Consider the following 21,947-nt stretch of genomic DNA (forward strand, 5'->3'; position numbering starts at 1 on the left):
AGTCGCTATTTTTGCGAAAGCTTGTTTTGGGCATCCCAGCCCAAGCAAGCAGCAAAAACTTAACGCGACCACTTATGCCTCCGGCGGCCCCGATTCGTCCTCGTCACCTCGTCCCGACCCAACAAGGGGTCGGAACATAGGCTCCAAATGACTTGACGCCGTGTCGGATGGCCTTTTATTTTGTCTCCACCTTCGCTAACGCTCAGACTCCGACAAAATAACGGCCCTACGGCTATCGCGGACTAAAAATCATCACTTCGCTTAGGCTCCGTTTCCCTGATTTTCAGCGAATGGATGAGGTAACTAGCAGCAATAATACTATCGTTTGTCCATTAACATACCCGCCGGAGCCTTTGTGTTTCTGCTTGTAAACCTTATAAATACGTTTTGTAGACTTAGATCGTGCTCGGTCTGATTCATCAAAGGCCAACACACCTTCAGTAATGCCATAACGTTTTAAAATTAAGACCACACTCACCCGTAGCAACCAGTCCCAGGGTATACTTGCTTTACGAAACACCCAGGATAATGCGGCTACTTTGCAATCTCCAAGGCTTGCTCGCTCAAACTTAGCCCAGCAAACAGAGTTCATTAGCAGTATGCCCGTTAAACAAGTGCCCAACCAAGCGGCTTGAATCCGTGTCAAAGCGGCTCCGGGTTTTAGCTGATTGAGCGCATCATTTAAATCGTCAATATAGCTTTGGATAAAGGTGGCTGGGGCATTCATTAACATGGGCTTACACCGATAAAATTACAACAACCTCAGAATACCTGATTTTACCTTCTCAATATCAAAAACTTGAACATCGAGTATAAGCAATAACGACAAGTAGCGGACTAAATTCCGCCATGCCATTTATTCCACAATTCGAGGTAAGAATATGACGACCGATAATTTACAGCCTATGGCAACATCAGAACAAGAAATTATTGACATTGTAGCCAGGCAACATGAGTATTTTAAAACAGGAGCAACTAAGAGTTATCAGAGTCGTTTAGATAATCTGCATAAACTTAAATCCGCGCTGATCAAGTATGAAGCTGAAATGCATGCGGCCTTAAAGCAGGATCTGGGTAAGCCAGAATTTGAATCCTATCTTTCTGAAACAGGTTTCTGTCTGCACGATTTATCGACTACAATCAGTCAATTAAAAAGCTGGATGAAACCTAAGTGGCGAATGACTTCACTATTGACTCAGCCGGGTTCAAGTCGAATTTATTATTCACCTCTAGGTGTTAATCTCATTATTGCTCCGTATAACTACCCGGTCATGCTGACCTTTGCCCCCCTGATTGCTGCAATAGCAGCAGGCAATACGGCAGTTATCAAAACATCAGAAATAACACCTGCCTGTAGTGCGGTGATCTGCAAAATCATCAGCGAAATTTTTGCGTCAGACTATATTGCCTATATCGAAGGTGAAGTAACTGAGACCACGATTTTACTTCAGCAGAAATTTGAACATATTTTCTTTACCGGCAGCCCTCGCGTAGGGTCTATTGTAATGAGTGCTGCGGCTAAAAATTTAACGCCGGTGACTCTGGAATTAGGCGGTAAAAGCCCCTGTCAGGCGCGCCATGCTACCTCACGAAATTCCGGGACTCCTGTCGCCGTAATTCGTTCACCTACGCAGCGAATAGGAGATGCTCCAGCCGCCCTGCGTCCGCCACAGACTGAGCACAAAGCAGCTCAGTCATGGCTACCACAAATGGCTCTACGGCTATTCGGGATAAAATTTTAGCCTCCCTCGCGCGCTATCGCGCACTTCGGATTGGCAAATTTCCCTGCGCCTTCTGGAGACTATCAGCCCGTCCGGGGCTGACAGCGATTGTGCATGAAGATGCCAAGCTGGATATAGCGGTTAACCGTATAGTCAGCAGTAAATTTCTAAATGCAGCCCAAACCTGTGTTGCGCCCGATTATGTTTTAGTGCACAAATCAGTAAAAGAAGAATTCCTAAGCAAGCTTAAAGATCGCATAATCAGCGTGTATGGTGAAGATGCAAGTACTAGCCCCGATTTTGCACGGATAGTCAGCGACAATCATTTCCAGCGTATTTGCGGCTTGATTGATCAGCAAAAAGTACTTGTGGGTGGACAAAGCGATGCGGAGTCAAGATTCATTGCTCCTACTGTGATGCGCGATGTGACTCTAGCAGATAAAGTGATGTCTGATGAAATTTTTGGCCCGGTATTGCCAGTCCTGGATTATGTAACATTGGATGAAGTCTATACCATTGTCGATCAATTACCGCATCACCCACTGGCCTGCTATTTGTTTAGTGAAAGTACTGCTCTTCAGCAAGAAATTATCAATAATATCCAATCCGGTGGGGCCTGTATCAATAATTGTATTTTTCATGCAGCTAACCACCACCTTCCCTTTGGTGGTGTTGGTGAAAGTGGTATCGGTGCATACCATGGCTTTGATGGGTTTGAGTGCTCTTCACATAAAAAAGGCGTACTTAAAACCGCTAGCTGGATGGATAATCCTCTCACCTATGCCCCTTATGGAAACAAAATCAATTTACTGCGCAAATTTTTAAAGTAGTTTTTAATTCCCAGGCTTTGCGTTATTTTCATTAAATGACGATATTATTGTTGATCATCCAATAACCGCCAGGAAGCAAATGTAGCTAATTATTCACACCATAATAGAGAGTATATTAACCATGCTGATTAAAAAATATTTCCTGACTTTTTCCTTTAGTTTCATAGCGATAATTGCGCTGCTTTATGGGATTTCACCGCAATGGTTCGCACAGACATTTCTGGATGTAGCCTGGATATTGCACATATTCTTCGAGCGGTAATGGGACTATATCTTGCCCTGGGGGCGTTCTGGTTATTTGCCGCTTTTAGTGATAAGTATAGAAATTTTGCCGTGCTGTCTGTTCTACTTTTTGCAGGCGGGCTTGTATAGGGACGAATTATTAGCCTCTTTTTCGACGGGCAACCTTCGGGCCTTTTATCGCTTTATGTGCTGATGGAATTTGCCTTTGTTCCTATTGCCTATTGGGTTTTCAGGATTCCGGAATAATCATAGTTCTACCTTAAGTATCATCAATTACAATCCGGGCTAATGCATCTCCAATATTACTTACTTCACCAATGGTATAAAACTGCTGGTGAAAACCAGCGTCCAGACTTGCATAGTGTTCAGCGGGGATTCCAGCCAGTAAACCACCTGATGTCTGGGGATCAAACAGTAAATAAAACCGCGCTTGCTCAGTGATTGAATCCGGCCATTGCTGCAATCCAAGTGCCTGATAGTTTTGCGAATAAAGACTACTTTTGATATTTAACTGAGCCAGCGCTTCAGAACCGGGCAGGACTGGAATAGTATTTAAATTTAAACTAGCAGCGCAGTCCGATGCCAGACACAGTTCATGCAAATGCCCTAACAGACCAAAGCCCGTAACATCGGTACACGCTTTAACGCCAACATTACTCAGGACTTTTGCAGCCTGCTCATTAGTTTGTAACATCGTGCTAATCGCCTGATTAAAGATGCGTCCAGCACATTTATCCTGCATTGCAGCAGCCAGTATAACCCCTGTTCCCAATGGTTTGGATAGCACCAGCTTATCACCCGGAGCCAGACCTTGTTTATGAAATATCGGCTGGTCTGGCGCTACCCCGTTAACGACTAGCCCTACTGAAAGCTCAGCTGCCTCTGAGGTGTGGCCACCTAGAAAACGGCATTGTAAAGTTTCAAGTTGCAGCGTAATACCCTGCATCAGTGCTTTTAATTGTCTTGTTTGTACTCGCTGGCTAGCATAGGGCAAGGTGATAAGCACTTGTGCTGAATCTGGTTTAAGATTCATTGCATACAGGTCACTTAAGGCATGATTCACTGCAATTTGACCAAATAACCAGACATCCTCAATCGGTGTTTTTAGTGCATCCACACTCTGGTAAATAAGCCCTGCATCAGAGCTGATTTTTACTGCATCTTCCGGTTGGTAATACTTTTCGCCCAGTACCTCATTCAGCACTTGCTTTAATATATTAGCGCCCACTTTAGCCCCACAGCCCGTGCAGCGCTTTAACGGTTCATGCTGTTCAGCTTTCTCTACATCTGCTATTAATGCTGGATTGACCGCAGTTGTTGCTGTCATCGACAACTCAGACAATTGATGGAACTGCTGCATAAACTTCCGATCTATCGAATCTTTCCAGCGCCACACCCAGTCACCCGCAAAACTGATAAAAGACTTCGAGCCCGTTGCTTTATTTTCGCCCAGAGCCAATAAGCTTAAAAAACCATCCTGAGGCTTATACTCGAGCAGTGCCTGATTAAGCAGAACCGCGCGCAGATTATGCAATAAAATATCCGCCTGTCTAACCGCATATACACCTGCTTTAGGTCGGTGGGTTAGCAAGCATATTAGCAATATCACCTGCAGCAAAAACATGCTCGTATTGTCATCAGTGTTCCCCTATCAATTGAGGCCGTGAAACTAACCTCGCCACAAGAGAGCTCATAAAGCACTGTAAAGACACTCCTGTTATTATTGCGTTTTGAACTGCTCGAATGGTATACGAGCTGATACGAGATATTCTTGCCTGGAAAAATAATGGATTCACAAAACGATCTCGTTTTTGGGCCTGTTGCTGCCTTATCTCCAGAGCCTCGCTATATTTTTTATCCGATGGATGAATCAATTCTGGCTGTTGTGTTTTTGAAATCTCTTCAAACACGCGCATTAAATTATAGCTCATTGCAGTCAGGCGCATTTGATTTTCAAGTGAGCGGGTATTGGAAGACCAAGCTTTAGTTTCCTTGAAATTACTTTTAGTGATATTGAATGTCTTTTCAATCGTCCATCGTTTGAAATATAGCATGGCACTGGCTCCAGGGTTAATAGTCATTGGCAAGGTTGTCACAAACCGGTGAAGTTTTCCGGTTTCTGGATCACGGTAATCCACCACGTTAAATTTGATGCCCTTGTTTTCGTACACACTGTATGCTCCAACTCCTGTATTGATCTCATGCTGGGAGTCAAAAGGGATAGACTCAACCAGAGTCGCAATTGAATTTTCTTTTAGCATTGAAATCATGTAATTAGCATGTCGTTTCTGCCGATCCCACCAGACAAAGTCGGTGACGGCTTTATCGTAGACATAGAGATGTTTCTGAGAGCTGTTATTTCCCTTGTTTTGCTTTTCAATATGATCTCGTAACACAGGTATTTCTTGATGTCTCTGAGTTCCGTTTGTCACCAGACAAAGAAATCTGAGCAACCCACTTCTGAGATTCAACGCGTAAATCCCCCCAGCCGCATAAACTTTCCCCTTGCTGTTTTTTTCAGTATGGCAGGCATGATCAATAAAATGTCCATCCGCTGCTTCTATGGTGTATTCGTCAAGTTCCGGGAATGCTTTAAGATAATCAATGCCTTGCGATAGCAGTGTTTCAGCGTGAAGATGATAGCTCTGCTGTTCAAATGCCTCAAGCATACTTGTTCGTCTATGCGACTTCAGTGATTTAAAATACGTTGAGTGGGGAAGCCGCTGGCCATAAATCTGTTCATTGGTTTGGAGGAAATGGCGACCACTATCGACTACACTGATACAGCGTAATAACCCAAGGCGAATAAAGTCGATATCCTTCAACTCTGGGCATGAACGAGACCACAAAGGATGACGCTCTGCTAACAGGGCACGTTCCATACTTTCATTGCAGTGTTGGTGAATATGTTCAGAGAGTGGTAGGTCTTTAAGCATGGGTGATATCCGTTTATGAGGTGATTAAAACGGAAATTTTCCATCAGTGTTCCCATTGAAAGAAGAAGTACCTAAACAAAGCAGCCTATAACTCGATGTTCAAGTTTTTCCATCCCATTGCCATCAAACTCTTACCTTCACCCAGCAGAACAATACTTTAATGATGCTGTTGGCCCTAAGCGCCCTAAATCTCTGCCAATCATATGTTTTCCTGATGGCATCAGTTGAAACACATCCTTTATTAATTCACCTAACTCTTTCAGCTTATCACCAGGATCTGGAAACTCTAGCAATGACGTGATGAACTCAAGCAGTACATCCATTTGAGACTTGCGCTGTAAGCTTCCTACGGTATACGCAGGTAGTTTGCTTTCAATGCGGGCTATTTGCTCTGGGTGAAGGAGAAGGCAATGGTCAAACAAAAGACTCAGAATCAGGCCACGGCTTGATCCCTCTTCATCTAATTGTTTGACCTCACGCCCCCATCCTTCATAAAGCTTCAAGTCCTCAAAGAAAACCTCAATCAGCCATCTCAACGTATAGGCTTGAATAATATCTTGTGTGCGCCAAGTCAGGTCTGTCGCCACTAAATAGCGATAGTCGTTTTCACCGTCATATTTTAAGGCAATGACAAAGCCTTTTTTACTGTGAGAGCTCACCTTCAATCGTGCACTGCTGACAGTCACTTTAATCTCTTTGCCGCCACGTACACGTATTATCTGATCAATGCCTTTGTTAATCGAATTAAAGTAGCTCTCGACTGACCTTATTCTACCTCTATATTCAATATTTTGGTTTTTACGTAATTGGCTAATCACCTGCGAGCCTCCAGATTCTTTAGCGGCTTCGTCCATAAAGGCTTTTTCACCATACAGCGCATCAGCCAGTACGCCTTTAATTTTAATCAGGCTATGCGCAACTTTAAACTCTTTTAATAAGCCTAATGCAATCTCTTTTTTGGTCGGGTAGGCTCGGGGAGTCGCTATTTTTGCGAAAGCTTGTTTTGGGCATCCCAGCCCAAGCAAGCAGCAAAAACTTAACGCGACCACTTATGCCTCCGGCGGCCCCGATTCGTCCTCGTCACCTCGTCCCGACCCAACAAGGGGTCGGAACATAGGCTCCAAATGACTTGACGCCGTGTCGAATGGCCTTTTATTTTGTCTCCACCTTCGCTAACGCTCAGACTCCGACAAAACAACGGCCCTACGGCTATCGCGGACTAAAAATCATCACTTCGCTTAGGCTACGTTTCCCTGATTTTCAGCGACTGTCACGTTCAGGCTTAATAGGCCGATCTTTTTTTGCTATACCGCTCTTTTTCAACCGTTTATCTTCTTTATCCCACTGCTTTAAGGCTGGATCCGGCATATAAAAGAAAAAACCGACAGGCACTGTAATGGATGAGGTAACTAGCAGCAATAATACTATCGTTTGTCCATTAACATACCCGCCGGAGCCTTTGTGTTTCTGCTTGTAAACCTTATAAATACGTTTTGTAGACTTAGATCGTGCTCGGTCTGATTCATCAAAGGCCAACACACCTTCAGTAATGCCATAACGTTTTAAAATTAAGACCACACTCACCCGTAGCAACCAGTCCCAGGGTATACTTGCTTTACGAAACACCCAGGATAATGCGGCTACTTTGCAATCTCCAAGGCTTGCTCGCTCAAACTTAGCCCAGCAAACAGAGTTCATTAGCAGTATGCACGTTAAACAAGCGCCCAACCAAGCGGCTTGAATACGTGTCAAAGCCGCTCCGGGTTTTAGCTGATTGAGCGCATCATTTAAATCGTCAATATAGCTTTGGATAAAGGTGGCTGGGGCATTCATTAACATGGGATTACACCGATAAAATTACAACAACCTCAGAATACCTGATTTTACCTTCTCAATATCAAAAACTTGAACATCGAGTTATAGTTATTCATAGACCTATCGGAATATGCCCCCAGAACAGGCGCGCCATGCTACCTCACGAAATTCTGGGACTCCTGTCACCAACATTCATTCGCCTACGCAGCGAACGGGAGATGCCCTGGTCGCCCTGCGTCCGTCTCAACTACGCACAAAACCCTGCTCCGTTAAGACTACCTCAAATGGCTGGACGGCTATTCGGAATGCAATTCTTGCCTCCCTCGCGCGCTACTAGCGCACTTCGGATCAGCGAATTGCCCTGTCGCCTACCAGGGACTAAAAATCATCACTCCGCTTAGGCTCCGTTTCCCTGATTTTAAGCGAACGCTTAACAAGCGTAAGGATAACTACCTCCGATTCAAACTTGAAGAATATCTTAGAAAAGGTGCCTCAATTAAATAGTACGATAAAGCTGCGATAAAAATAGAACTGAACAAAAACACAGGTAAATAGATATACCACACTAGACTATAAGCCTTAAAAAAGCCCAGTATAGGAAGGTGGTATAAATATAAACTATAACTAACCAGCGAAATAAATGAAATGACTTGATAAGGTACTCTACTTATTTCAACATGCAAACAAGCAAATACAATAAAGGCCAGAATAAGGATAGCAACATAACCTAATAATATCCTATATTGGCTAGTCTGCTCATTATAATTATTAATACCCGAAATCAGATCACTCTCAACATAGCCAATAAGAAAAAGCACTGCCATTAAAAAAAGCAACAGAGATAGATGTATTTTTATTGTTATGTTTCTGAACTGATACAAAACCACACCGATCAGAAAATTGTATAGGTGTATATATAACTGGTCATTACCAACCCAAACCAGGCTACTTAGGCTATATTTATTATCCAGATACTCATTAAAAAAATAAAGGCGCAAGACTATGCTTAATAATATAAATACCATTAATAAAGCAACCTGCACCTGTATAGTGTTTTTTATAAACAACATGATTAATAAAGGCGCAAATAGATACCACTGGAATTCTACCGCCAGGGTCCAGTATACAACATTAATACTTCTGTTATAGCCATCAAATAAATTATGCACATTAAAAAAATGCACTAAAAAATAAAATGCGGAAGAATCCAGATATATAGCTGAAATAATCAAAGAAACCAGATAAGCGGGATAAATTCTTAAGAAGCGCTTTTCCAGAAAAACACCGCAAACCTTTGTAAAGCTGCAATGCTTATTTTTTAAAATTGATACCAGTGAGGCTGTTAGTAAAAAACCACTGATAATAAAGAACAGAGGTATGCCATAGTAACCAAAAGCAAAGCCTATTTTCTTAGCCAATAACGGAATATCTTGCGCAGCATCCGTGAAATGCCCGACTAGCACCATACTCACAGCCAGTGCGCGAAATATTTCAAATGCCGTCTGTTTGTTTTTTGGTTTAGCGATCATGCTCATTCTTATCCAATCTGTGTGTGTGTGTGGAGCTGTAGCCAAGAAGTAAGCGCCCCTTCGTCAAAGCTTTTATGTAGCTGGATTAATATTAAACCACGAATGACACGAAAGACACGAAAGGTAAAGCTTTTGATTTCTCTTCTTCATCTATCGTTCCCATGCTCCAGCATGGGCATGCAGCCTGTGACGCTCCGAGTCACGGAACGCAGAGCGTTCCTGTATGAATTCCCACGGAGACCGTGGGAACTATAAGAAATTAATCATACAAACTATAAGAATCAAGAAAATTATCATCAGTGTTCCCCTATCAATTGAGGCCGTGAAACTAACCTCGCCACAAGAAAGCTCATAAAGCACTGTAAAGACATTCCTGTTATTATTGTGTTTTGAACTGCCCGAATGGTATACGAGCTGATACGAGATATTCTTGCCTGGAAAAATAATGGATTCACAAAACGATCTCGTTTTTGAGCCTGTTGCTGCCTAATCTCCAGAGCCTCGCTATATTTTTTATCCGATGAATGAATCAATTCTGGCTGTTGTGTTTTTGAAATCTCTTCAAACACGCGCATTAAATTATAGCTCATTGCAGTCAGGCGCATTTGATTTTCAAGTGAGCGGGTATTGGAAGACCAAGCTTTAGTTTCCTTGAAATTACTTTTACTCGATGTTCAAGTTTTTGATATTGAGAAGGTAAAATCAGGTATTCTGAGGTTGTTGTAATTTTATCGGTGTAAGCCCATGTTAATGAATGCCCCAGCCACCTTTATCCAAAGCTATATTGACGATTTAAATGATGCGCTCAATCAGCTAAAACCCGGAGCCGCTTTGACACGGATTCAAGCCGCTTGGTTGGGCACTTGTTTAACGGGCATACTGCTAATGAACTCTGTTTGCTGGGCTAAGTTTGAGCGAGCAAGCCTTGGAGATTGCAAAGTAGCCGCATTATCCTGGGTGTTTCGTAAAGCAAGTATACCCTGGGACTGGTTGCTACGGGTGAGTGTGGTCTTAATTTTAAAACGTTATGGCATTACTGAAGGTGTGTTGGCCTTTGATGAATCAGACCGAGCACGATCTAAGTCTACAAAACGTATTTATAAGGTTTACAAGCAGAAACACAAAGGCTCCGGCGGGTATGTTAATGGACAAACGATAGTATTATTGCTGCTAGTTACCTCATCCATTACAGTGCCTGTCGGTTTTTTCTTTTATATGCCGGATCCAGCCTTAAAGCAGTGGGATAAAGAAGATAAACGGTTGAAAAAGAGCGGTATAGCAAAAAAAGACCGGCCTATTAAGCCTGAACGTGACAGTGCCTACCCGACCAAAACAGAGATTGCATTAGGCTTATTAAAAGAGTTTAAAGTTGCGCATGGCCTGATTAAAATTAAAGGCGTACTGGCTGATGCGCTGTATGGTGAAAAAGCCTTTATGGACGAAGCCGCTAAAGAATCTGGAGGCTCGCAGGTGATTAGCCAATTACGTAAAAACCAAAATATTGAATATAGAGGTAGAATAAGGTCAGTCGAGAGCTACTTTAATTCGATTAACAAAGGCATTGATCAGATAATACAGGCGCGCCATGCTACCTCACGAAATTCCGGGACTCCTGTCGCCATAATTCGCTCACCTACGCAGCGGATGGGAGATGCCCTGAACGCCCTGCGTCCGCAACGACTACGCACAAAAGCCGCTTCGTCATTACTACCTCACTGGCTGGACGGCTATTCGGAATGCAATTCTTGCTCCTCTCGCGTGCTGCTAGCACACGTCGAATCAGCGAATTGCCCTGTCGCCTATCAGGGACTAAAAATCACCACTTCGCTAAGCTACGTTTCCATGATTTTCAGCGCGTGTACGTGGCGGCAAAGAGATTAAAGTGACTGTCAGCAGTGCACGATTGAAGGTGAGTTCTCACAGTAAAAAACGCTTTGTCATTGCCTTAAAATATGACGGTGAAAACTACTATCGCTATTTAGTGGCGACAGACCTGACTTGGCGCACACAAGATATTATTCAAGCCTATACGTTGAGATGGCTGATTGAGGTTTTCTTTGAGGACTGGAAGCTTTATGAAGGATGGGGGCGTGAGGCCAAACAATTAGATGAAGAGGGATCAAGCCGTGGCCTGATTTTGAGTCTTTTGTTTGACCATTGCCTTCTCCTTCACCCAGAGCAAATAGCCCGCATTGAAAGCAAACTACCTGCGTATACCCTAGGAAGCTTACAGCGCAAGTCTCAAATGGATGTACTGCTTGAGTTCATCACGTCATTGCTAGAGTTTCCAGATCCTGGTGATAAGCTGAAAGAGTTAGGTGAATTAATAAAGGATGTGTTTCAACTGATGCCATCAGGAAAACATATGATTGGCAGAGATTTAGGGCGCTTAGGGCCAACAGCATCATTAAAGTATTGTTCTGCTGGGTGAAGGTAAGAGTTTGATGGCAATGGGATGGAAAAACTTGAACATCGAGTTTTAGTGTTATTGAATGTCTTTTCAATCGTCCATCGCTTGAAATACAGCATGGCAATGGTTCCAGGGTTAATAGTCATTGGCAAGGTTGTCACAAACCGGTGAAGTTTTCCGGTTTCTGGATCACGGTAATCCACCACGTTAAATTTGATGCCCTTGTTTTCGTACACACTGTATGCTTCAACCCCTGTATTGATCTCATGGCGGGAGTCAAAAGGGATAGACTCAACCAGAGTCGCAATTGAATTTTCTTTTAGCATTGAAATCATGTAATTAGCATGTCGTTTCTGCCGATCCCACCAGACAAAGTCGGTGACGGCTTTATCGTAGACATAGAGATGTTTCTGAGAGCTGTTATTTCCCTTGTTTTGCTTTTCAATATGATCTCGTAACACAGGTATTTCTTGATGTCTCTGAGTTCCGTTTGTCACCAGACAAAGAAATCTGAGCAACCCACCTCTGAGATTCAACGCGTAAATCCCCCGCTGAAAATCATGGAAACGGAGCTTGGCGAAGTGGTGATTTTTAGTCCCTGATAGGCGACAGGGCAATTCGCTGATTCGACGTGTGCTAGCAGCACGCGAGAGGAGCAAGAATTGCATTCCGAATAGCCGTCCAGCCAGTGAGGTAGTAATGACGAAGCGGCTTTTGTGCGTAGTCGTTGCGGACGCAGGGCGTTCAGGGCATCTCCCATCCGCTGCGTAGGTGAACGAATTATGGCGACAGGAGTCCCTGAATTTCGTGAGGTAGCATGGCGCGCCTGCCCCCGGCCGCATAAACTTTCCCCTTGCTGTTTTTTTCAGTATGGCAGGCATGATCAATAAAATGTCCATCCGCTGCTTCTATGGTGTATTCGTCAAGTTCCGGGAATGCTTTAAGATAATCAATGCCTTGCGACAGCAGTGTTTCAGCGTGAAGATGATAGCTCTGCTGTTCAAATGCCTCAAGCATACTTGTTCGTCTATGCGACTTCAGTGATTTAAAATACGTTGAGTGGGGAAGCAGCTGGCCATAAATCTGTTCATTGGTTTGGAGGAAATGGCGACCACTATCGACTACACTGATACAGCGTAATAACCCAAGGCGAATAAAGTCGATATCCTTCAACTCTGGGCATGAACGAGCCCACAAAGGATGACGCTCTGCTAACAGGGCACGTTCCATACTTTCATTGCAGTGTTGGTGAATATGTTCAGAGAGTGGTAGGTCTTTAAGCATGGGTGATATCCGTTTATGAGGTGATTAAAACGGAAATTTTTAGAAAATTTTTTTCGGCAATTGCAAGCTTTATTTGAAATTATTTGTTGTTTCTTTACGGTGCCTACAGAGTGTCTATTTGCTGTTATAAGTGATTAAAATCAAAAAGATGGAAATATTCGAGTGGTGCTACCTTCAGGTAGGTTATAGGCTGCTTTGTTTAGGTACTTCTTCTTTCAATGGGAACACTGATGTCGGGGAGTCGCTATTTTTGCGAAAGCTTGTTTTGGGCATCCCAGCCCAAGCAAGCAGCAAAAACTTAACGCGACCACTTATGCCTCCGGCGGCCCCGATTCGTCCTCGTCACCTCGTCCCGACCCAACAAGGGGTCGGAACATAGGCTCCAAATGACTTGACGCCGTGTCGGATGGCCTTTCATTTTGTCTCCACCTTCGCTAACGCTCAGACTCCGACAAAATAACGGCCCTACGGCTATCGCGGACTAAAAATCATCACTTCGCTTAGGCTCCGTTTCCCTGATTTTCAGCGACTGTGGTAGCTCTGCTGTGAGTGCGATGGTAAGCAGGGCTTACAAAACATGCATTCCCAAACAGAGTTTAGGAACGAGGTTGGCGAAGTTAATGCATATCATTAAACACCTGCAAAGCCCGGGCAACAATATCATCCATATCATAATAGCGATTTTCAGCTAAACGCCCGACTAAAGTAATATTTTCAAATTGCTCGGCAAAGGCTAGATAGCGATCCAGTTTCAGCTTGTTTTCATCGGTAAAAATAGGGTAATAAGGGATATTCTTTTTCGGGTTATCGCGCTCAAAGGCCTGAGGAAACTCTTTAACAATGGTCGTGCCAGGTACAATCTGCTGATTAATATGCTTAAACTCGGTGATGCGGGTAAAATCATAATCATTAGGATAATTAATCGTAGTTTTATCCTGAAACTGATCTACGGGCAGATGTTCAAACTTAAACGCCAGCGAGCGATAAGGAAGCTCACCAAAATGACTGTTAAATAACTCATCAATAAGCCCGGTGTAAATCAACTGACCAGTAAATTCGCTCTGCATAAACTGCATCTTGGTGGTATCAAAGTCAAGCTTGAACACATCCTTAAAATCAGTATTTAACATGACGCTGATATTCGGATGGTTGAGCATATTTTGAAACACCCGGGCATAGCCTTGCGCAGGAATCGCCTGATACTTATCCTGAAAATAGCGGTTATCACGGGAAATATGCACCGGCACGCGTCCAGTGACTTCGGGCGAAATATCCTCGGGATTTTTGCCCCATTGCTTCGCCGTGTAATTGACGAAGATCTTTTCATAAATAAAATCAGCAAGAAACTTTAATTCTTTATCATCAACATTACGCAGCTCCAGAATAGGCACTTTTACCCCATAGCCAAAGTGGTCTATCAGCTTTAGCTCCAGGGAATCGGCAAGTGAGGCAGGTAATAAGCTGTGCAGGCTATTCAGGTTAAACGGCACAGGCACCTTCTGTCCATCGATAAAGGCTAAAACTTCATGCTGATAAGGTTGCCATTGAGTAAACTGGCTAAGATAATCAAACACGTCTTTATTGTCGGTATGAAATAAATGCGGGCCGTATTGATGGATTAAAACCCCGTGATCGTCAAAGCGATCATAACAGTTGCCGCCGATATGCTGACGCTTGTCAATAACTAGAATACGTTGCTGCCGCTGAGTAGCCAGGCGTTCCGCAAGAACAGCGCCAGCAAAGCCAGCGCCAATAATAATGGTGTCGAACATAGACAGGAAGGCGTAAGTAAAAAAACAGATATTATATATCTAAGTATAGATATTATCCGATAAAAAGTTACAAGCCGTAGGCTGGGATGAAGCTTGCGCAACACCTATTCTAGTTTATTGGTTATGATGTTTCATAAGAAACTGATTTGAAAAATTATAGTTCTCTATCCACAATAGGTGCTGCGCTTGCGTAATCCCAGCTTTACTTTGCTGGGTTTCGTACCTCAACCCAGCCTACGCAAAAATTTCACCAGCCAACATTATATGTCACCACGGTGATCTTATTTGCGCCATGATTGCATTTTTTGTACTTTTGACATCAGTGTTCCCATTGAAAGAAGAAGTACCTAAACAAAGCAGCCTATAACCTACCTGAAGGTAGCACCACTCGAATATTTCCATCTTTTTGATTTTAATCACTTATAACAGCAAAAGACACTCTGTAGGCACCGTAAAACACAAATATTTCAATAAAGCTTGCAATTGCCGAAAAAATTCTGCTAAAATTTCCGTTTTAATCAGCTCATAACGGATATCACCATGCTTAAAGAACCTACCACTCCTGAACTATTCACCAACACTGGGCACTAAAAGGTATGGAACGTGCCCTGGTTACTCGTGTTCAAGTTTTTCCGTCCCCATTTGCCATCAAACTCTTACCTTCACCCAGAACAATACGTTAATGATGCTGTTGGAGCCTAAGCGCCCTAACATTCTGCCAGTCATATTCTTTCCTGATGATCAGTTGAAACCACACGTCCTTTATTAATTCACCTAACTCTTTTTCGCTTATCACCAGGATTCTGGAAACTCCTAGCAATGACGTGGATGAACCTCAAAGCAGTAATCATTTGAGACTTGCGCTGTAAAGCTTCCTACACGGATACTCAGGTAGTTTGCTTTCAATGCGGGCTATTTTGGGGCCCATCGGGTGAAGGAGAAGGCAATGATCAAACAAAGACTCAGAACCCAGGCCACGGCTTTGATCCCTCTCATCTAATTGTTTTGGCCTCAACGCCGCCCATCCTTCATAAAGCTTCCAGTCCTCAAAGAAAACCTCAATCAAGGCCATCTCAACGTATAGGCTTGCATCATTATCTTGTGTGCGCCAAGTCAGGTCCTGTCCCCACTAAATCGCGTAGTCGTTTTCACGTCATACATTTTAAGGCAATGACAAAGGCGTTTTTTACTGTGATAACTCCCTTCAATCGTCACTGCTGACAGTCACTTTAGTCTCTTTGCCGCCACGGTCCACGTCATTATCTGATGCAATGCCTTTTGTTAATCGCATTAATGTAAGCTCTCGACTGACCTTCATTTCTACCTCTATATTCAATATTTGGTTTTTACGTAATTGCTAATACACCTGCGAGCTCCAATTCTTTAGGCGGCTCGTCCATAAAGGATTTTTCACCATAAGCGCATCACCAGTACGCCTTTAATTTAATCAGGCTATGCGCAACTTTTAAACTCTTTTAATAAGCCTAATCAATCTCTGTTTTGGTCGGTAGGCACTGTCACGTCAGGCTTACTATCCGACTTTTTTTGCTATACCGCTATTTCAACCGTTATCTTCTTTATCCCCTGCTTAAGGCTGGACTCCGCATATAACGAAAAACCGACAGGCCACTGTAATGGATGAGGTACTAGCAGTAATAATACGATCGTTGTACATTAACATACCCCCGGAGCCTTTTGTGTTATCTGCTTGTAAACCTTATACATACGTTTGTCACTTAGGATCGTGCCTCGGTCTGATTCATCAAAGCCACACACACCATTCAGTAATGCCATACGTTTTAAAAATTAAGACCACACTCCCCGTAGCAACCAGTCACAGGTTATACTTTTGCTTTACGAGAACCCCCAGGATACTGCGGCTATTTGCAATCTCCAAGGCTTGCTCGCTCAAACTTAGCCCAGCAACAGAGTTCATTAGCAGTATGCCCGTTAAACAAGTGCCCAACCAAGCGGCTTTTAAATCCGTGTCAAAGCGGCTCCGGGTTTTAGCTGATTGAGCGCTCATTTAAATCGTCAATATAGCTTTGGGATAAAGGTGGCTGTGGCATTCATTAACACATGGGCTTAACCCACCGATAAAAATTACAACAACCTCAGAATGACCTTGATTGTTACCTTCTCATATCAAAAACTTGACATCGAGTAAAGAAAATTCATTGCGCTCTGTTGAGTCCTATCCCTTTTGACTCCCCAGCAGAATCAATACAGGAGTTGAATCATACAGTGTGTACGAAACAGGGCATCAAATTTAACGTGGTGGGTTACCGGTGTCAAAACCAGGAAAACTGCACGGTTTGTGACCACCTTGCCATGACTATTAGCCCTGGAACCCATTGCCATGGCTGTCTTTCCAGCGATGGACGATTGAAAAGACTTCAATAACATAAAAGTAATTTCAAGGAAACTAAATGCTTGGTCTTCCGATACCGCCTCACTTGAAAATCAATGCGCCTGACTGCAATGAGCTATAATTTAATGGCGCGTGTTTTGAAATAGATTTCAAAAAACACAACAGCCAGAATTGATTCTCCATCGGATAAAAATATATAGCGAGGCTCTGGAGATAGGCAGCAACAGGTCTCAAAAACGAGATCGTTTTGTGAACCCATTATTTTTCCAGGCAAGAATATCTCGTATCAGCTCGTATACCATTCGGGCAGTTCAAAACGCAATAATAACAGGAATGTCTTTACAGTGCTTTATGAGCTCTCTTGTGGCGAGGTTAGTTTCACGGCCTCAATTGATAGGGGAACACTGATGACTTTTGAACTGTTTTTTAAACAGGACTAACAAGCGGTTCTGGTTTTCTTTACTTATTAATTGTACAAGCAGCCCGAGAAATAATAGGAAAATAAGCTCTTGATAGCCTATGACACTGGTATTGCCATTACTGCCTAGGTAGTCCTGAAAGAATTTAATGTGTAAGCCGTCACCTGACGCTAAAAGATAAAGCGTTCCGGCGATACTATACAGTGCATACATTAAATTCCAGTGCATGGATATTGCGACGATACAGATTGCCAGGTATTGGTTGGCTACAGCCGATGAGAAAATGACTAATACAATGGTATATAAATATAAACTGAAGCTTCCCAATTATTGAGTAGCTGAAATACACAATGCTGGTGTATCGAGGTTTATTTTAGGTGGTTTTGCCATGTTTATACTCGATGTTCAAGTTTTTGATATTGAGAAGGTAAAATCAGGTATTCTGAGGTTGTTGTAATTTTATCGGTGTAAGCCCATGTTAATGAATGCCCCAGCCACCTTTATCCAAAGCTATATTGACGATTTAAATGATGCGCTCAATCAGCTAAAACCCGGAGCCGCTTTGACACGGATTCAAGCCGCTTGGTTGGGCACTTGTTTAACGGGCATACTGCTAATGAACTCTGTTTGCTGGGCTAAGTTTGAGCGAGCATGCCTTGGAGATTGCAAAGTAGCCGCATTATCCTAGGTGTTTCGTAAAGCAAGTATACCCTGGGACTGGTTGCTACGGGTGAGTGTGGTCTTAATTTTAAAACGTTATGGCATTACTGAAGGTGTGTTGGCCTTTGATGAATCAGACCGAGCACGATCTAAGTCTACAAAACGTATTTGTAACTACTCAGCGTACGCTTAAAATCAGGGAAACGGAGCCTAAGCGGAGTGATGATTTTTAGTCTCTGGTAGGCGACAGGGCAATTCGCTGATCCGAAGTGCGCTAGTAGCGCACGAGGGAGGCAAGAATTGCATTCCGAATAGCCGTCCAGCCATTTGAGGTAGACTTAACTGAGCAGGGTTTTGTGCGTAGTTGAGTAGTTGAGACGGACGCAGGGCGACCAGGGCATCTCCCATTCGCTGCGTAGGCGAATGAATGTTGGTGACAGGAGTCCCAGAATGTTGTGAGGTAGCATGGAGCGCCTGAATAATTAAAAAAGTTCTTGACAGGGTTTTAGTCTGGTTTTTGTGATTTTTAGTAAACTGCCCAACAGTCGATTAATCCACGCTTTATTGCTTCTATCGCTATAGTCATCACAAAATGTCCCCTTAAACATCTACGACCTCGAAGAACTTTTTTACTCGCCTTACAATCGCTTAAAACAAGGAAAATTCGGGATTTAAAACCCATGAGATAATAAGCCTGTCCTTAAAGCAATACAGGTTACCCTTTGAAAATAGACTTCATCGATGTTGATTCCGCAATCAGTCATGCCAAACAGTTACTTGAAACTGAGCGTGATATATCGCCTGCGCTAAAATCAGCACTGGAAGTGATTCTATTATTAGTCACGGTATTACTCAATCGAGTGACACTGAACAGCAAAAATAGCAGTAAACCACCTGCAAGTGATCCCAACCGTAAAAAAGGGAATCGAAAAAAATCAGATAAGCCTTCTGGCGGACAAAAATCGCATGTCGGCACGACACTTCAAAAAATAGATGACCCGGATGAAATCGAGATCATTACCATTGATCGCCGTACCTTGCCAAAAGGGCGATACACGGCAGATGGCTTTGAAACACGCCAGGTATTCGATATTGATATCTCAAGGGTAGTGACAGAATACCAGGCGCAACGGTTGATAAATGAAAAAGGGCAGTGTTTTATCGCTCCTTTTCCAGATGAGGTTACTAAGGCTGCGCAATATGGTAATGGGATAAAAGCCCATGTGGTTTATCTTTCGCAATATCAGTTATTGCCCTACAACCGAATACAGGAGTATTTCGCTGATCAATTAGGTATGCCGATTAGTGAAGGCTCTATCTATAATTTCAATGAACTGGCCTATGAGAAGTTGGCTGGGTTTGAAACTATCAGTAAAGAACACTTAGTCGAATCAGCGTGCATTCATGCGGATGAAACAGGCATTAATATTAATGGTAAGCGCCATTGGCTACATGGGGCCTCCAATGTTCAGTGGACACACTTCTTTCCCCATGCCAAACGTGGCACAGAGGCAATGAATGACATTGGTATTTTACCCCATTTTCATGGGATTTTATGTCATGATCATTGGAAGCCCTACTATAAATATGATTGTACTCATTCGCTTTGTAATGCACATCCGCTGAAAATCAGGGAAACGGAGCCTAAGCGAAGTGATGATTTTTAGTCCGCGATAGCCGTAGGGCCGTTATTTTGTCGGAGTCTGAGCGTTAGCGAAGGTGGAGACAAAATAAAAGGCCCTACGGCTATCGCGGACTAAAAATCTTCACTTCGCTAAAGCTCCGTTTCCAGGATTTTCAGCGATGGAAGGTACAATACAGAGAATTACTTGGCAAAGCGGAGATCGAATGCCCACCACCCGATAAGCCTAAAGAAGTAAAACGGGAGCGAATAAAACGCAGTAAAGCTAGAAACTTACTGGAAAGGCTGATTAATTATGAAGAGGATGTCTTGCGCTTCATGACAAATACCTGGGTGCCATTTACCAATAATGCCGCAGAAAATTCGATTCGGATGACCAAGGTTCAACAGAAAATATCCGGCTGCTTTCGTAGCACCAAGGGTGCAGAGATATTTTGTCGTGTCAGAGGGTATTTATCAACGTGCCGTAAACAAGGTCTAAGTGCAACTCAGGCAATGACTTGGTCTTTGAGGGAAAGTTACCTGAATTTGCTTTATAATTTCATTGAACTACTCAGCTTCGCTGAGTAGTTACGAATTAATATCCAGGGTTATTTAGCGGATTACCCTGAAACGTATGACCGATATCAATTTAGTTCACCTTTATTAGGGGTGATTAAGGATCATAAAATTGACCCTGCATGTCAATACATTATTGCAATAGCGACGGTTAAACATAGACGCACTATCATCGAGTCTTTCTTAATGCAAGGTGCTGAATTTTACACATTTATCCGTCCGACTACTTTTATTTCCAGGACAGCAAATATAGGGAAGGGCTCGGTTATTGCGCCAAATGTAAATATTGGACCTAATGTCAAACTCGGTGAGTTTAATCTTATAAATTCCCGCGCAAGTATTGCGCACGATACTACAATCGGTGCTTATAATGTTATCGCACCTAATGTATGTTTTTCGGGTTTTAGCAAAGTGGGTAATGAAAATATGTTTGGAATTAATAGCGTCACAATTCCGCATATCAGTATAGGCTCAAATAATGAAATCGCTGCAGGAATGGTAATAGACAAAAACGTTAGTGATAAAACGACTGTTTTTTACAGGTTTAAAGAAAAGCTACTTGTTGTTAAAAATCAATAGGACTATAGCTAGTTGAAATGGTTTAATAAAACAGGACACTTCTAAAGACAGATTTATAATATCATTAGAGGTGAATATGAGTAAGCAAACTAAACCAAAAAGACCTGTATATAGTCTTGAATTCAAACAAGATGCAGCCAAATTAGTTATTAAGAAAGGATATACCCAGCAACAAGCCGCAGACAGCTTGGGCGTCTCCTTAAGTACGATTAGGCGCTGGGTTAGAGCAGAACGAGGCCCAGCAGTTGAAGCAAAATCAACGCCTAACTTATATGGTCAAACCGAATTAGTCAGGTTACGTAAGGAAGTTGAGCAATTGCGTTTGGAGCGCGAAATATTAAAACAGGCGCGCCATGCTACCTCACGAAATTCCGGGACTCCTGTCGCCGTAATTCGTTCACCTACGCAGCGAATAGGAGATGCTCCAGCCGCCCTGCGTCCGCCACAGACTGAGCACAAAGCAGCTCAGTCATGGCTACCTCAAATGGCTCTACGGCTATTCGGGATAAAATTTTAGCCTCCCTCGCGCGCTATCGCGCACTTCGGATTGGCAAATTTCCCTGCGCCTTCTGGAGACTATCAGCCCGTCCGGGGCTGACAGCGAAGGCAGCGGTCTTCTTTGCGAAAGAAGTCGAATAAAGTATGTTTTTATTCGAGAGCAACAGAAGACCTACCCTGTTACGGCGTTATGTCGCGTTATGAGAGTGAGTACCAGTGCTTTTTATGCGTGGAATCGACAACCTGAAATGACAGATAAAGCCAGGCGCGCCATGCTACCTCACGAAATTACGGGACTCCTGTCGCCGTAATTCGTTCACCTACGCAGCGAATAGGAGATGCTCCAGCCGCCCTGCGTCCGCCACAGACTGAGCACAAAGCAGCTCAGTCATGGCTACCACAAATGGCTCTACGGCTATTCGGGATAAAATTTCAGCCTACCTCGCGCGCTATCGCGCACTTCGGATTGGCAAATTTCCCTGCGCCTTCTGGAGACTATCAGCCCGTCCGGGGCTGACAGCGCAGGAAAAGAGAGGCATTTGATATTAAAGTACGCGATATTTTTGAAGGAAACAGAAAAATCTATGGGTCACGTCGTATCTCTAAAGAATTGAAAAAATCAGGTATTAATATAATGATCCCCAAAAACTAGACCAGCATTTAAGATAGAATCTTGCCCT

The 21,947-nt window shown here is 43.2% G+C and carries 30 protein-coding genes and 4 pseudogenes; 19 read left to right on the plus strand and 15 right to left on the minus strand.

The window, feature by feature from the left end:
- Nucleotides 1–11 precede the first annotated feature (11 nt).
- Entirely contained in the window at nucleotides 12–140 is a 129-nt protein-coding gene (locus K6984_RS32655; protein WP_263458596.1) for a hypothetical protein, read from the plus strand.
- 143 nt (nucleotides 141–283) lie between these two features.
- Here the strand turns inward: K6984_RS32655 and K6984_RS05430 are convergent, their stop codons facing one another.
- Nucleotides 284–733: a hypothetical protein gene (locus tag K6984_RS05430; RefSeq protein WP_221894578.1), complete on the minus strand. Its 450-nt coding sequence runs from the start codon at nucleotides 731–733 to the stop codon at nucleotides 284–286.
- A gap of 172 nt (nucleotides 734–905) precedes the next feature.
- Here K6984_RS05430 and K6984_RS35995 point away from each other — a divergent pair.
- From K6984_RS35995 to K6984_RS35635, 3 genes and pseudogenes are all read left to right on the plus strand, one after another.
- A pseudogene (locus tag K6984_RS35995) lies at nucleotides 906–1,568 on the plus strand (aldehyde dehydrogenase family protein); the annotation flags it as partial.
- Nucleotides 1,569–1,696: 128 nt separating this feature from the next.
- Complete coding sequence (locus K6984_RS05440) at nucleotides 1,697–2,551, plus strand: aldehyde dehydrogenase family protein (protein WP_221894580.1); 855 nt, start codon at nucleotides 1,697–1,699, stop codon at nucleotides 2,549–2,551.
- Between the two features lie 261 nt (nucleotides 2,552–2,812).
- Nucleotides 2,813–3,040, plus strand: a pseudogene (locus K6984_RS35635) (DUF4345 family protein).
- A gap of 13 nt (nucleotides 3,041–3,053) precedes the next feature.
- Here the strand turns inward: K6984_RS35635 and selD are convergent.
- The 3 genes from selD to K6984_RS05460 all read right to left on the minus strand — a co-directional run bounded on the left by selD (nucleotide 3,054) and on the right by K6984_RS05460 (nucleotide 6,755).
- Nucleotides 3,054–4,403, minus strand: a complete 1,350-nt coding sequence (selD, locus tag K6984_RS05450; protein WP_230987956.1) for a selenide, water dikinase SelD — start codon at nucleotides 4,401–4,403, stop codon at nucleotides 3,054–3,056.
- A gap of 28 nt (nucleotides 4,404–4,431) precedes the next feature.
- On the minus strand, nucleotides 4,432–5,730 hold the full coding sequence (locus tag K6984_RS05455; RefSeq protein ID WP_221894582.1) for a transposase: 1,299 nt from the start codon (nucleotides 5,728–5,730) through the stop codon (nucleotides 4,432–4,434).
- Nucleotides 5,731–5,867: 137 nt separating this feature from the next.
- Nucleotides 5,868–6,755, minus strand: a complete 888-nt coding sequence (locus K6984_RS05460) for a transposase (protein ID WP_230987922.1) — start codon at nucleotides 6,753–6,755, stop codon at nucleotides 5,868–5,870.
- Between K6984_RS05460 and K6984_RS32660 the strand changes: the two genes are divergently transcribed.
- Both K6984_RS32660 and K6984_RS05465 read left to right on the plus strand, forming a co-directional pair.
- Nucleotides 6,719–6,847: a hypothetical protein gene (locus K6984_RS32660; RefSeq protein WP_263458596.1), complete on the plus strand. Its 129-nt coding sequence runs from the start codon at nucleotides 6,719–6,721 to the stop codon at nucleotides 6,845–6,847. The genes K6984_RS05460 and K6984_RS32660 overlap by 37 nt on opposite strands.
- A 27-nt stretch (nucleotides 6,848–6,874) precedes the next feature.
- Nucleotides 6,875–7,102, plus strand: a complete 228-nt coding sequence (locus K6984_RS05465; RefSeq protein WP_221894583.1) for a hypothetical protein — start codon at nucleotides 6,875–6,877, stop codon at nucleotides 7,100–7,102.
- Here K6984_RS05465 and K6984_RS05470 read toward each other — a convergent pair.
- Nucleotides 6,991–7,569, minus strand: coding sequence for a transposase (locus K6984_RS05470; protein WP_221894584.1), 579 nt, complete (start codon nucleotides 7,567–7,569; stop codon nucleotides 6,991–6,993). The genes K6984_RS05465 and K6984_RS05470 overlap by 112 nt on opposite strands.
- Before the next feature lie 106 nt (nucleotides 7,570–7,675).
- On the opposite strand from K6984_RS05470, the gene K6984_RS05475 reads away from it, so the two are divergent.
- Entirely contained in the window at nucleotides 7,676–7,882 is a 207-nt protein-coding gene (locus K6984_RS05475) for a hypothetical protein (protein ID WP_221894585.1), read from the plus strand.
- Between the two features lie 112 nt (nucleotides 7,883–7,994).
- On the opposite strand, the gene K6984_RS05480 is transcribed toward K6984_RS05475, so the two are convergent.
- Nucleotides 7,995–9,119 (minus strand): acyltransferase family protein, encoded by a 1,125-nt coding sequence (locus K6984_RS05480; protein WP_221894586.1) that lies wholly within the window; start codon nucleotides 9,117–9,119, stop codon nucleotides 7,995–7,997.
- Nucleotides 9,120–9,370: 251 nt separating this feature from the next.
- Entirely contained in the window at nucleotides 9,371–9,679 is a 309-nt protein-coding gene (locus tag K6984_RS05485) for a hypothetical protein (protein WP_221894587.1), read from the minus strand.
- A 139-nt stretch (nucleotides 9,680–9,818) separates the two neighbouring features.
- Between K6984_RS05485 and K6984_RS05490 the strand changes: the two genes are divergently transcribed.
- Both K6984_RS05490 and K6984_RS05495 read left to right on the plus strand, forming a co-directional pair.
- Complete coding sequence (locus K6984_RS05490; RefSeq protein ID WP_221894588.1) at nucleotides 9,819–10,955, plus strand: transposase; 1,137 nt, start codon at nucleotides 9,819–9,821, stop codon at nucleotides 10,953–10,955.
- Nucleotide 10,956: 1 nt separating this feature from the next.
- The gene (locus tag K6984_RS05495) at nucleotides 10,957–11,505 is read left to right on the plus strand and encodes a hypothetical protein (protein ID WP_221894589.1); all 549 of its coding nucleotides are present in this window, start codon (nucleotides 10,957–10,959) and stop codon (nucleotides 11,503–11,505) included.
- On the opposite strand, the gene K6984_RS05500 is transcribed toward K6984_RS05495, so the two are convergent.
- Genes K6984_RS05500 through K6984_RS05510 form a run of 3 tightly spaced genes read right to left on the minus strand, consistent with a single transcriptional unit; the run spans nucleotide 11,415 to nucleotide 12,768 of the window.
- Complete coding sequence (locus K6984_RS05500; RefSeq protein WP_221894590.1) at nucleotides 11,415–12,101, minus strand: transposase; 687 nt, start codon at nucleotides 12,099–12,101, stop codon at nucleotides 11,415–11,417. The genes K6984_RS05495 and K6984_RS05500 overlap by 91 nt on opposite strands.
- Nucleotides 12,017–12,244: a hypothetical protein gene (locus K6984_RS05505; RefSeq protein WP_221894591.1), complete on the minus strand. Its 228-nt coding sequence runs from the start codon at nucleotides 12,242–12,244 to the stop codon at nucleotides 12,017–12,019. The genes K6984_RS05500 and K6984_RS05505 overlap by 85 nt, the downstream gene beginning before the upstream one ends.
- 20 nt (nucleotides 12,245–12,264) lie before the next feature.
- Nucleotides 12,265–12,768 carry a hypothetical protein gene (locus K6984_RS05510; protein WP_221894592.1) on the minus strand — a complete coding sequence of 168 codons (504 nt, stop codon included), beginning with the start codon at nucleotides 12,766–12,768 and terminating at the stop codon, nucleotides 12,265–12,267.
- A gap of 250 nt (nucleotides 12,769–13,018) precedes the next feature.
- On the opposite strand from K6984_RS05510, the gene K6984_RS32665 reads away from it, so the two are divergent.
- Nucleotides 13,019–13,147, plus strand: a complete 129-nt coding sequence (locus K6984_RS32665; RefSeq protein ID WP_263458596.1) for a hypothetical protein — start codon at nucleotides 13,019–13,021, stop codon at nucleotides 13,145–13,147.
- 238 nt (nucleotides 13,148–13,385) lie between these two features.
- Here K6984_RS32665 and glf read toward each other — a convergent pair whose 3' ends face one another.
- The 3 genes from glf to K6984_RS05525 form a co-directional block, all read right to left on the minus strand.
- Entirely contained in the window at nucleotides 13,386–14,540 is a 1,155-nt protein-coding gene (glf, locus tag K6984_RS05515; protein WP_221894593.1) for a UDP-galactopyranose mutase, read from the minus strand.
- An 847-nt stretch (nucleotides 14,541–15,387) separates the two neighbouring features.
- Nucleotides 15,388–15,612, minus strand: coding sequence for a hypothetical protein (locus K6984_RS05520; protein ID WP_221894594.1), 225 nt, complete (start codon nucleotides 15,610–15,612; stop codon nucleotides 15,388–15,390).
- Nucleotides 15,613–16,374: 762 nt separating this feature from the next.
- A complete protein-coding gene (locus K6984_RS05525; RefSeq protein ID WP_221894595.1) occupies nucleotides 16,375–16,566 on the minus strand; it encodes a hypothetical protein in 192 nt (63 codons plus the stop codon).
- A gap of 516 nt (nucleotides 16,567–17,082) precedes the next feature.
- On the opposite strand from K6984_RS05525, the gene K6984_RS05530 reads away from it, so the two are divergent.
- From K6984_RS05530 to K6984_RS05540, 3 genes are all read left to right on the plus strand, one after another.
- Nucleotides 17,083–17,319 (plus strand): hypothetical protein, encoded by a 237-nt coding sequence (locus tag K6984_RS05530; RefSeq protein WP_221894596.1) that lies wholly within the window; start codon nucleotides 17,083–17,085, stop codon nucleotides 17,317–17,319.
- Between the two features lie 486 nt (nucleotides 17,320–17,805).
- The gene (locus K6984_RS05535) at nucleotides 17,806–18,018 is read left to right on the plus strand and encodes a hypothetical protein (RefSeq protein WP_221894597.1); all 213 of its coding nucleotides are present in this window, start codon (nucleotides 17,806–17,808) and stop codon (nucleotides 18,016–18,018) included.
- Nucleotides 18,019–18,183 carry a hypothetical protein gene (locus K6984_RS05540; RefSeq protein ID WP_221894598.1) on the plus strand — a complete coding sequence of 55 codons (165 nt, stop codon included), beginning with the start codon at nucleotides 18,019–18,021 and terminating at the stop codon, nucleotides 18,181–18,183. It begins immediately after the preceding gene.
- Nucleotides 18,184–18,200: 17 nt separating this feature from the next.
- On the opposite strand, the gene K6984_RS05545 is transcribed toward K6984_RS05540, so the two are convergent.
- A complete protein-coding gene (locus K6984_RS05545) occupies nucleotides 18,201–18,398 on the minus strand; it encodes a hypothetical protein (protein WP_221894599.1) in 198 nt (65 codons plus the stop codon).
- A 314-nt stretch (nucleotides 18,399–18,712) separates the two neighbouring features.
- On the opposite strand from K6984_RS05545, the pseudogene tnpC reads away from it, so the two are divergent.
- From tnpC to K6984_RS36000, 3 genes and pseudogenes are all read left to right on the plus strand, one after another.
- Nucleotides 18,713–20,171 (plus strand): annotated as a pseudogene (gene tnpC / locus K6984_RS05550) (IS66 family transposase).
- 112 nt (nucleotides 20,172–20,283) lie between these two features.
- Nucleotides 20,284–20,769 carry an acetyltransferase gene (locus tag K6984_RS05555; RefSeq protein ID WP_221894600.1) on the plus strand — a complete coding sequence of 162 codons (486 nt, stop codon included), beginning with the start codon at nucleotides 20,284–20,286 and terminating at the stop codon, nucleotides 20,767–20,769.
- Nucleotides 20,770–20,845: 76 nt separating this feature from the next.
- A pseudogene (locus tag K6984_RS36000) lies at nucleotides 20,846–21,031 on the plus strand (transposase); the annotation flags it as partial.
- Between the two features lie 14 nt (nucleotides 21,032–21,045).
- On the opposite strand, the gene K6984_RS30640 reads toward K6984_RS36000, so the two are convergent.
- Nucleotides 21,046–21,228 carry a hypothetical protein gene (locus K6984_RS30640; RefSeq protein ID WP_230987923.1) on the minus strand — a complete coding sequence of 61 codons (183 nt, stop codon included), beginning with the start codon at nucleotides 21,226–21,228 and terminating at the stop codon, nucleotides 21,046–21,048.
- Between the two features lie 12 nt (nucleotides 21,229–21,240).
- On the opposite strand from K6984_RS30640, the gene K6984_RS05565 reads away from it, so the two are divergent.
- The 3 genes from K6984_RS05565 (at nucleotide 21,241) to K6984_RS36005 (ending at nucleotide 21,919) form a co-directional block, all read left to right on the plus strand.
- Nucleotides 21,241–21,408, plus strand: coding sequence for a hypothetical protein (locus K6984_RS05565; protein WP_221894602.1), 168 nt, complete (start codon nucleotides 21,241–21,243; stop codon nucleotides 21,406–21,408).
- 249 nt (nucleotides 21,409–21,657) lie between these two features.
- Nucleotides 21,658–21,810: a hypothetical protein gene (locus K6984_RS05570; RefSeq protein ID WP_221894603.1), complete on the plus strand. Its 153-nt coding sequence runs from the start codon at nucleotides 21,658–21,660 to the stop codon at nucleotides 21,808–21,810.
- A gap of 37 nt (nucleotides 21,811–21,847) precedes the next feature.
- The gene (locus K6984_RS36005; RefSeq protein WP_476693187.1) at nucleotides 21,848–21,919 is read left to right on the plus strand and encodes a hypothetical protein; all 72 of its coding nucleotides are present in this window, start codon (nucleotides 21,848–21,850) and stop codon (nucleotides 21,917–21,919) included.
- The last annotated feature ends 28 nt before the right edge of the window (nucleotides 21,920–21,947 follow it).

This window comes from Bathymodiolus japonicus methanotrophic gill symbiont (assembly GCF_019721995.1).
Taxonomy (GTDB): domain Bacteria; phylum Pseudomonadota; class Gammaproteobacteria; order Methylococcales; family Methylomonadaceae; genus Methyloprofundus.

Bases quoted from the DNA above. Each gene is read 5' to 3' on its own strand.
- glf (WP_221894593.1), bottom strand. From the start codon at position 14,540: ATGTTCGACACCATTATTATTGGCGCTGGCTTTGCTGGCGCTGTTCTT.
- K6984_RS05490 (WP_221894588.1), top strand. From the start codon at position 9,819: ATGTTAATGAATGCCCCAGCCACCTTTATCCAAAGCTATATTGACGAT.
- K6984_RS05510 (WP_221894592.1), bottom strand. From the start codon at position 12,768: ATGCTTAAAGACCTACCACTCTCTGAACATATTCACCAACACTGCAAT.
- K6984_RS05525 (WP_221894595.1), bottom strand. From the start codon at position 16,566: ATGAGCGCTCAATCAGCTAAAACCCGGAGCCGCTTTGACACGGATTTA.
- K6984_RS05520 (WP_221894594.1), bottom strand. From the start codon at position 15,612: ATGGCCTTGATTGAGGTTTTCTTTGAGGACTGGAAGCTTTATGAAGGA.
- K6984_RS05565 (WP_221894602.1), top strand. From the start codon at position 21,241: ATGGCTACCTCAAATGGCTCTACGGCTATTCGGGATAAAATTTTAGCC.
- K6984_RS05440 (WP_221894580.1), top strand. From the start codon at position 1,697: ATGGCTACCACAAATGGCTCTACGGCTATTCGGGATAAAATTTTAGCC.
- K6984_RS05455 (WP_221894582.1), bottom strand. From the start codon at position 5,730: ATGCTTAAAGACCTACCACTCTCTGAACATATTCACCAACACTGCAAT.
- K6984_RS05545 (WP_221894599.1), bottom strand. From the start codon at position 18,398: ATGGGAGATGCCCTGGTCGCCCTGCGTCCGTCTCAACTACTCAACTAC.
- K6984_RS05470 (WP_221894584.1), bottom strand. From the start codon at position 7,569: ATGTTAATGAATGCCCCAGCCACCTTTATCCAAAGCTATATTGACGAT.
- K6984_RS05535 (WP_221894597.1), top strand. From the start codon at position 17,806: ATGTTAATGAATGCCCCAGCCACCTTTATCCAAAGCTATATTGACGAT.
- K6984_RS05475 (WP_221894585.1), top strand. From the start codon at position 7,676: ATGCCCCCAGAACAGGCGCGCCATGCTACCTCACGAAATTCTGGGACT.
- K6984_RS05430 (WP_221894578.1), bottom strand. From the start codon at position 733: ATGTTAATGAATGCCCCAGCCACCTTTATCCAAAGCTATATTGACGAT.
- K6984_RS05465 (WP_221894583.1), top strand. From the start codon at position 6,875: ATGGCCTTTTATTTTGTCTCCACCTTCGCTAACGCTCAGACTCCGACA.
- K6984_RS05570 (WP_221894603.1), top strand. From the start codon at position 21,658: ATGGCTACCACAAATGGCTCTACGGCTATTCGGGATAAAATTTCAGCC.
- K6984_RS05485 (WP_221894587.1), bottom strand. From the start codon at position 9,679: ATGCGCCTGACTGCAATGAGCTATAATTTAATGCGCGTGTTTGAAGAG.
- K6984_RS05505 (WP_221894591.1), bottom strand. From the start codon at position 12,244: ATGGGAGATGCCCTGAACGCCCTGCGTCCGCAACGACTACGCACAAAA.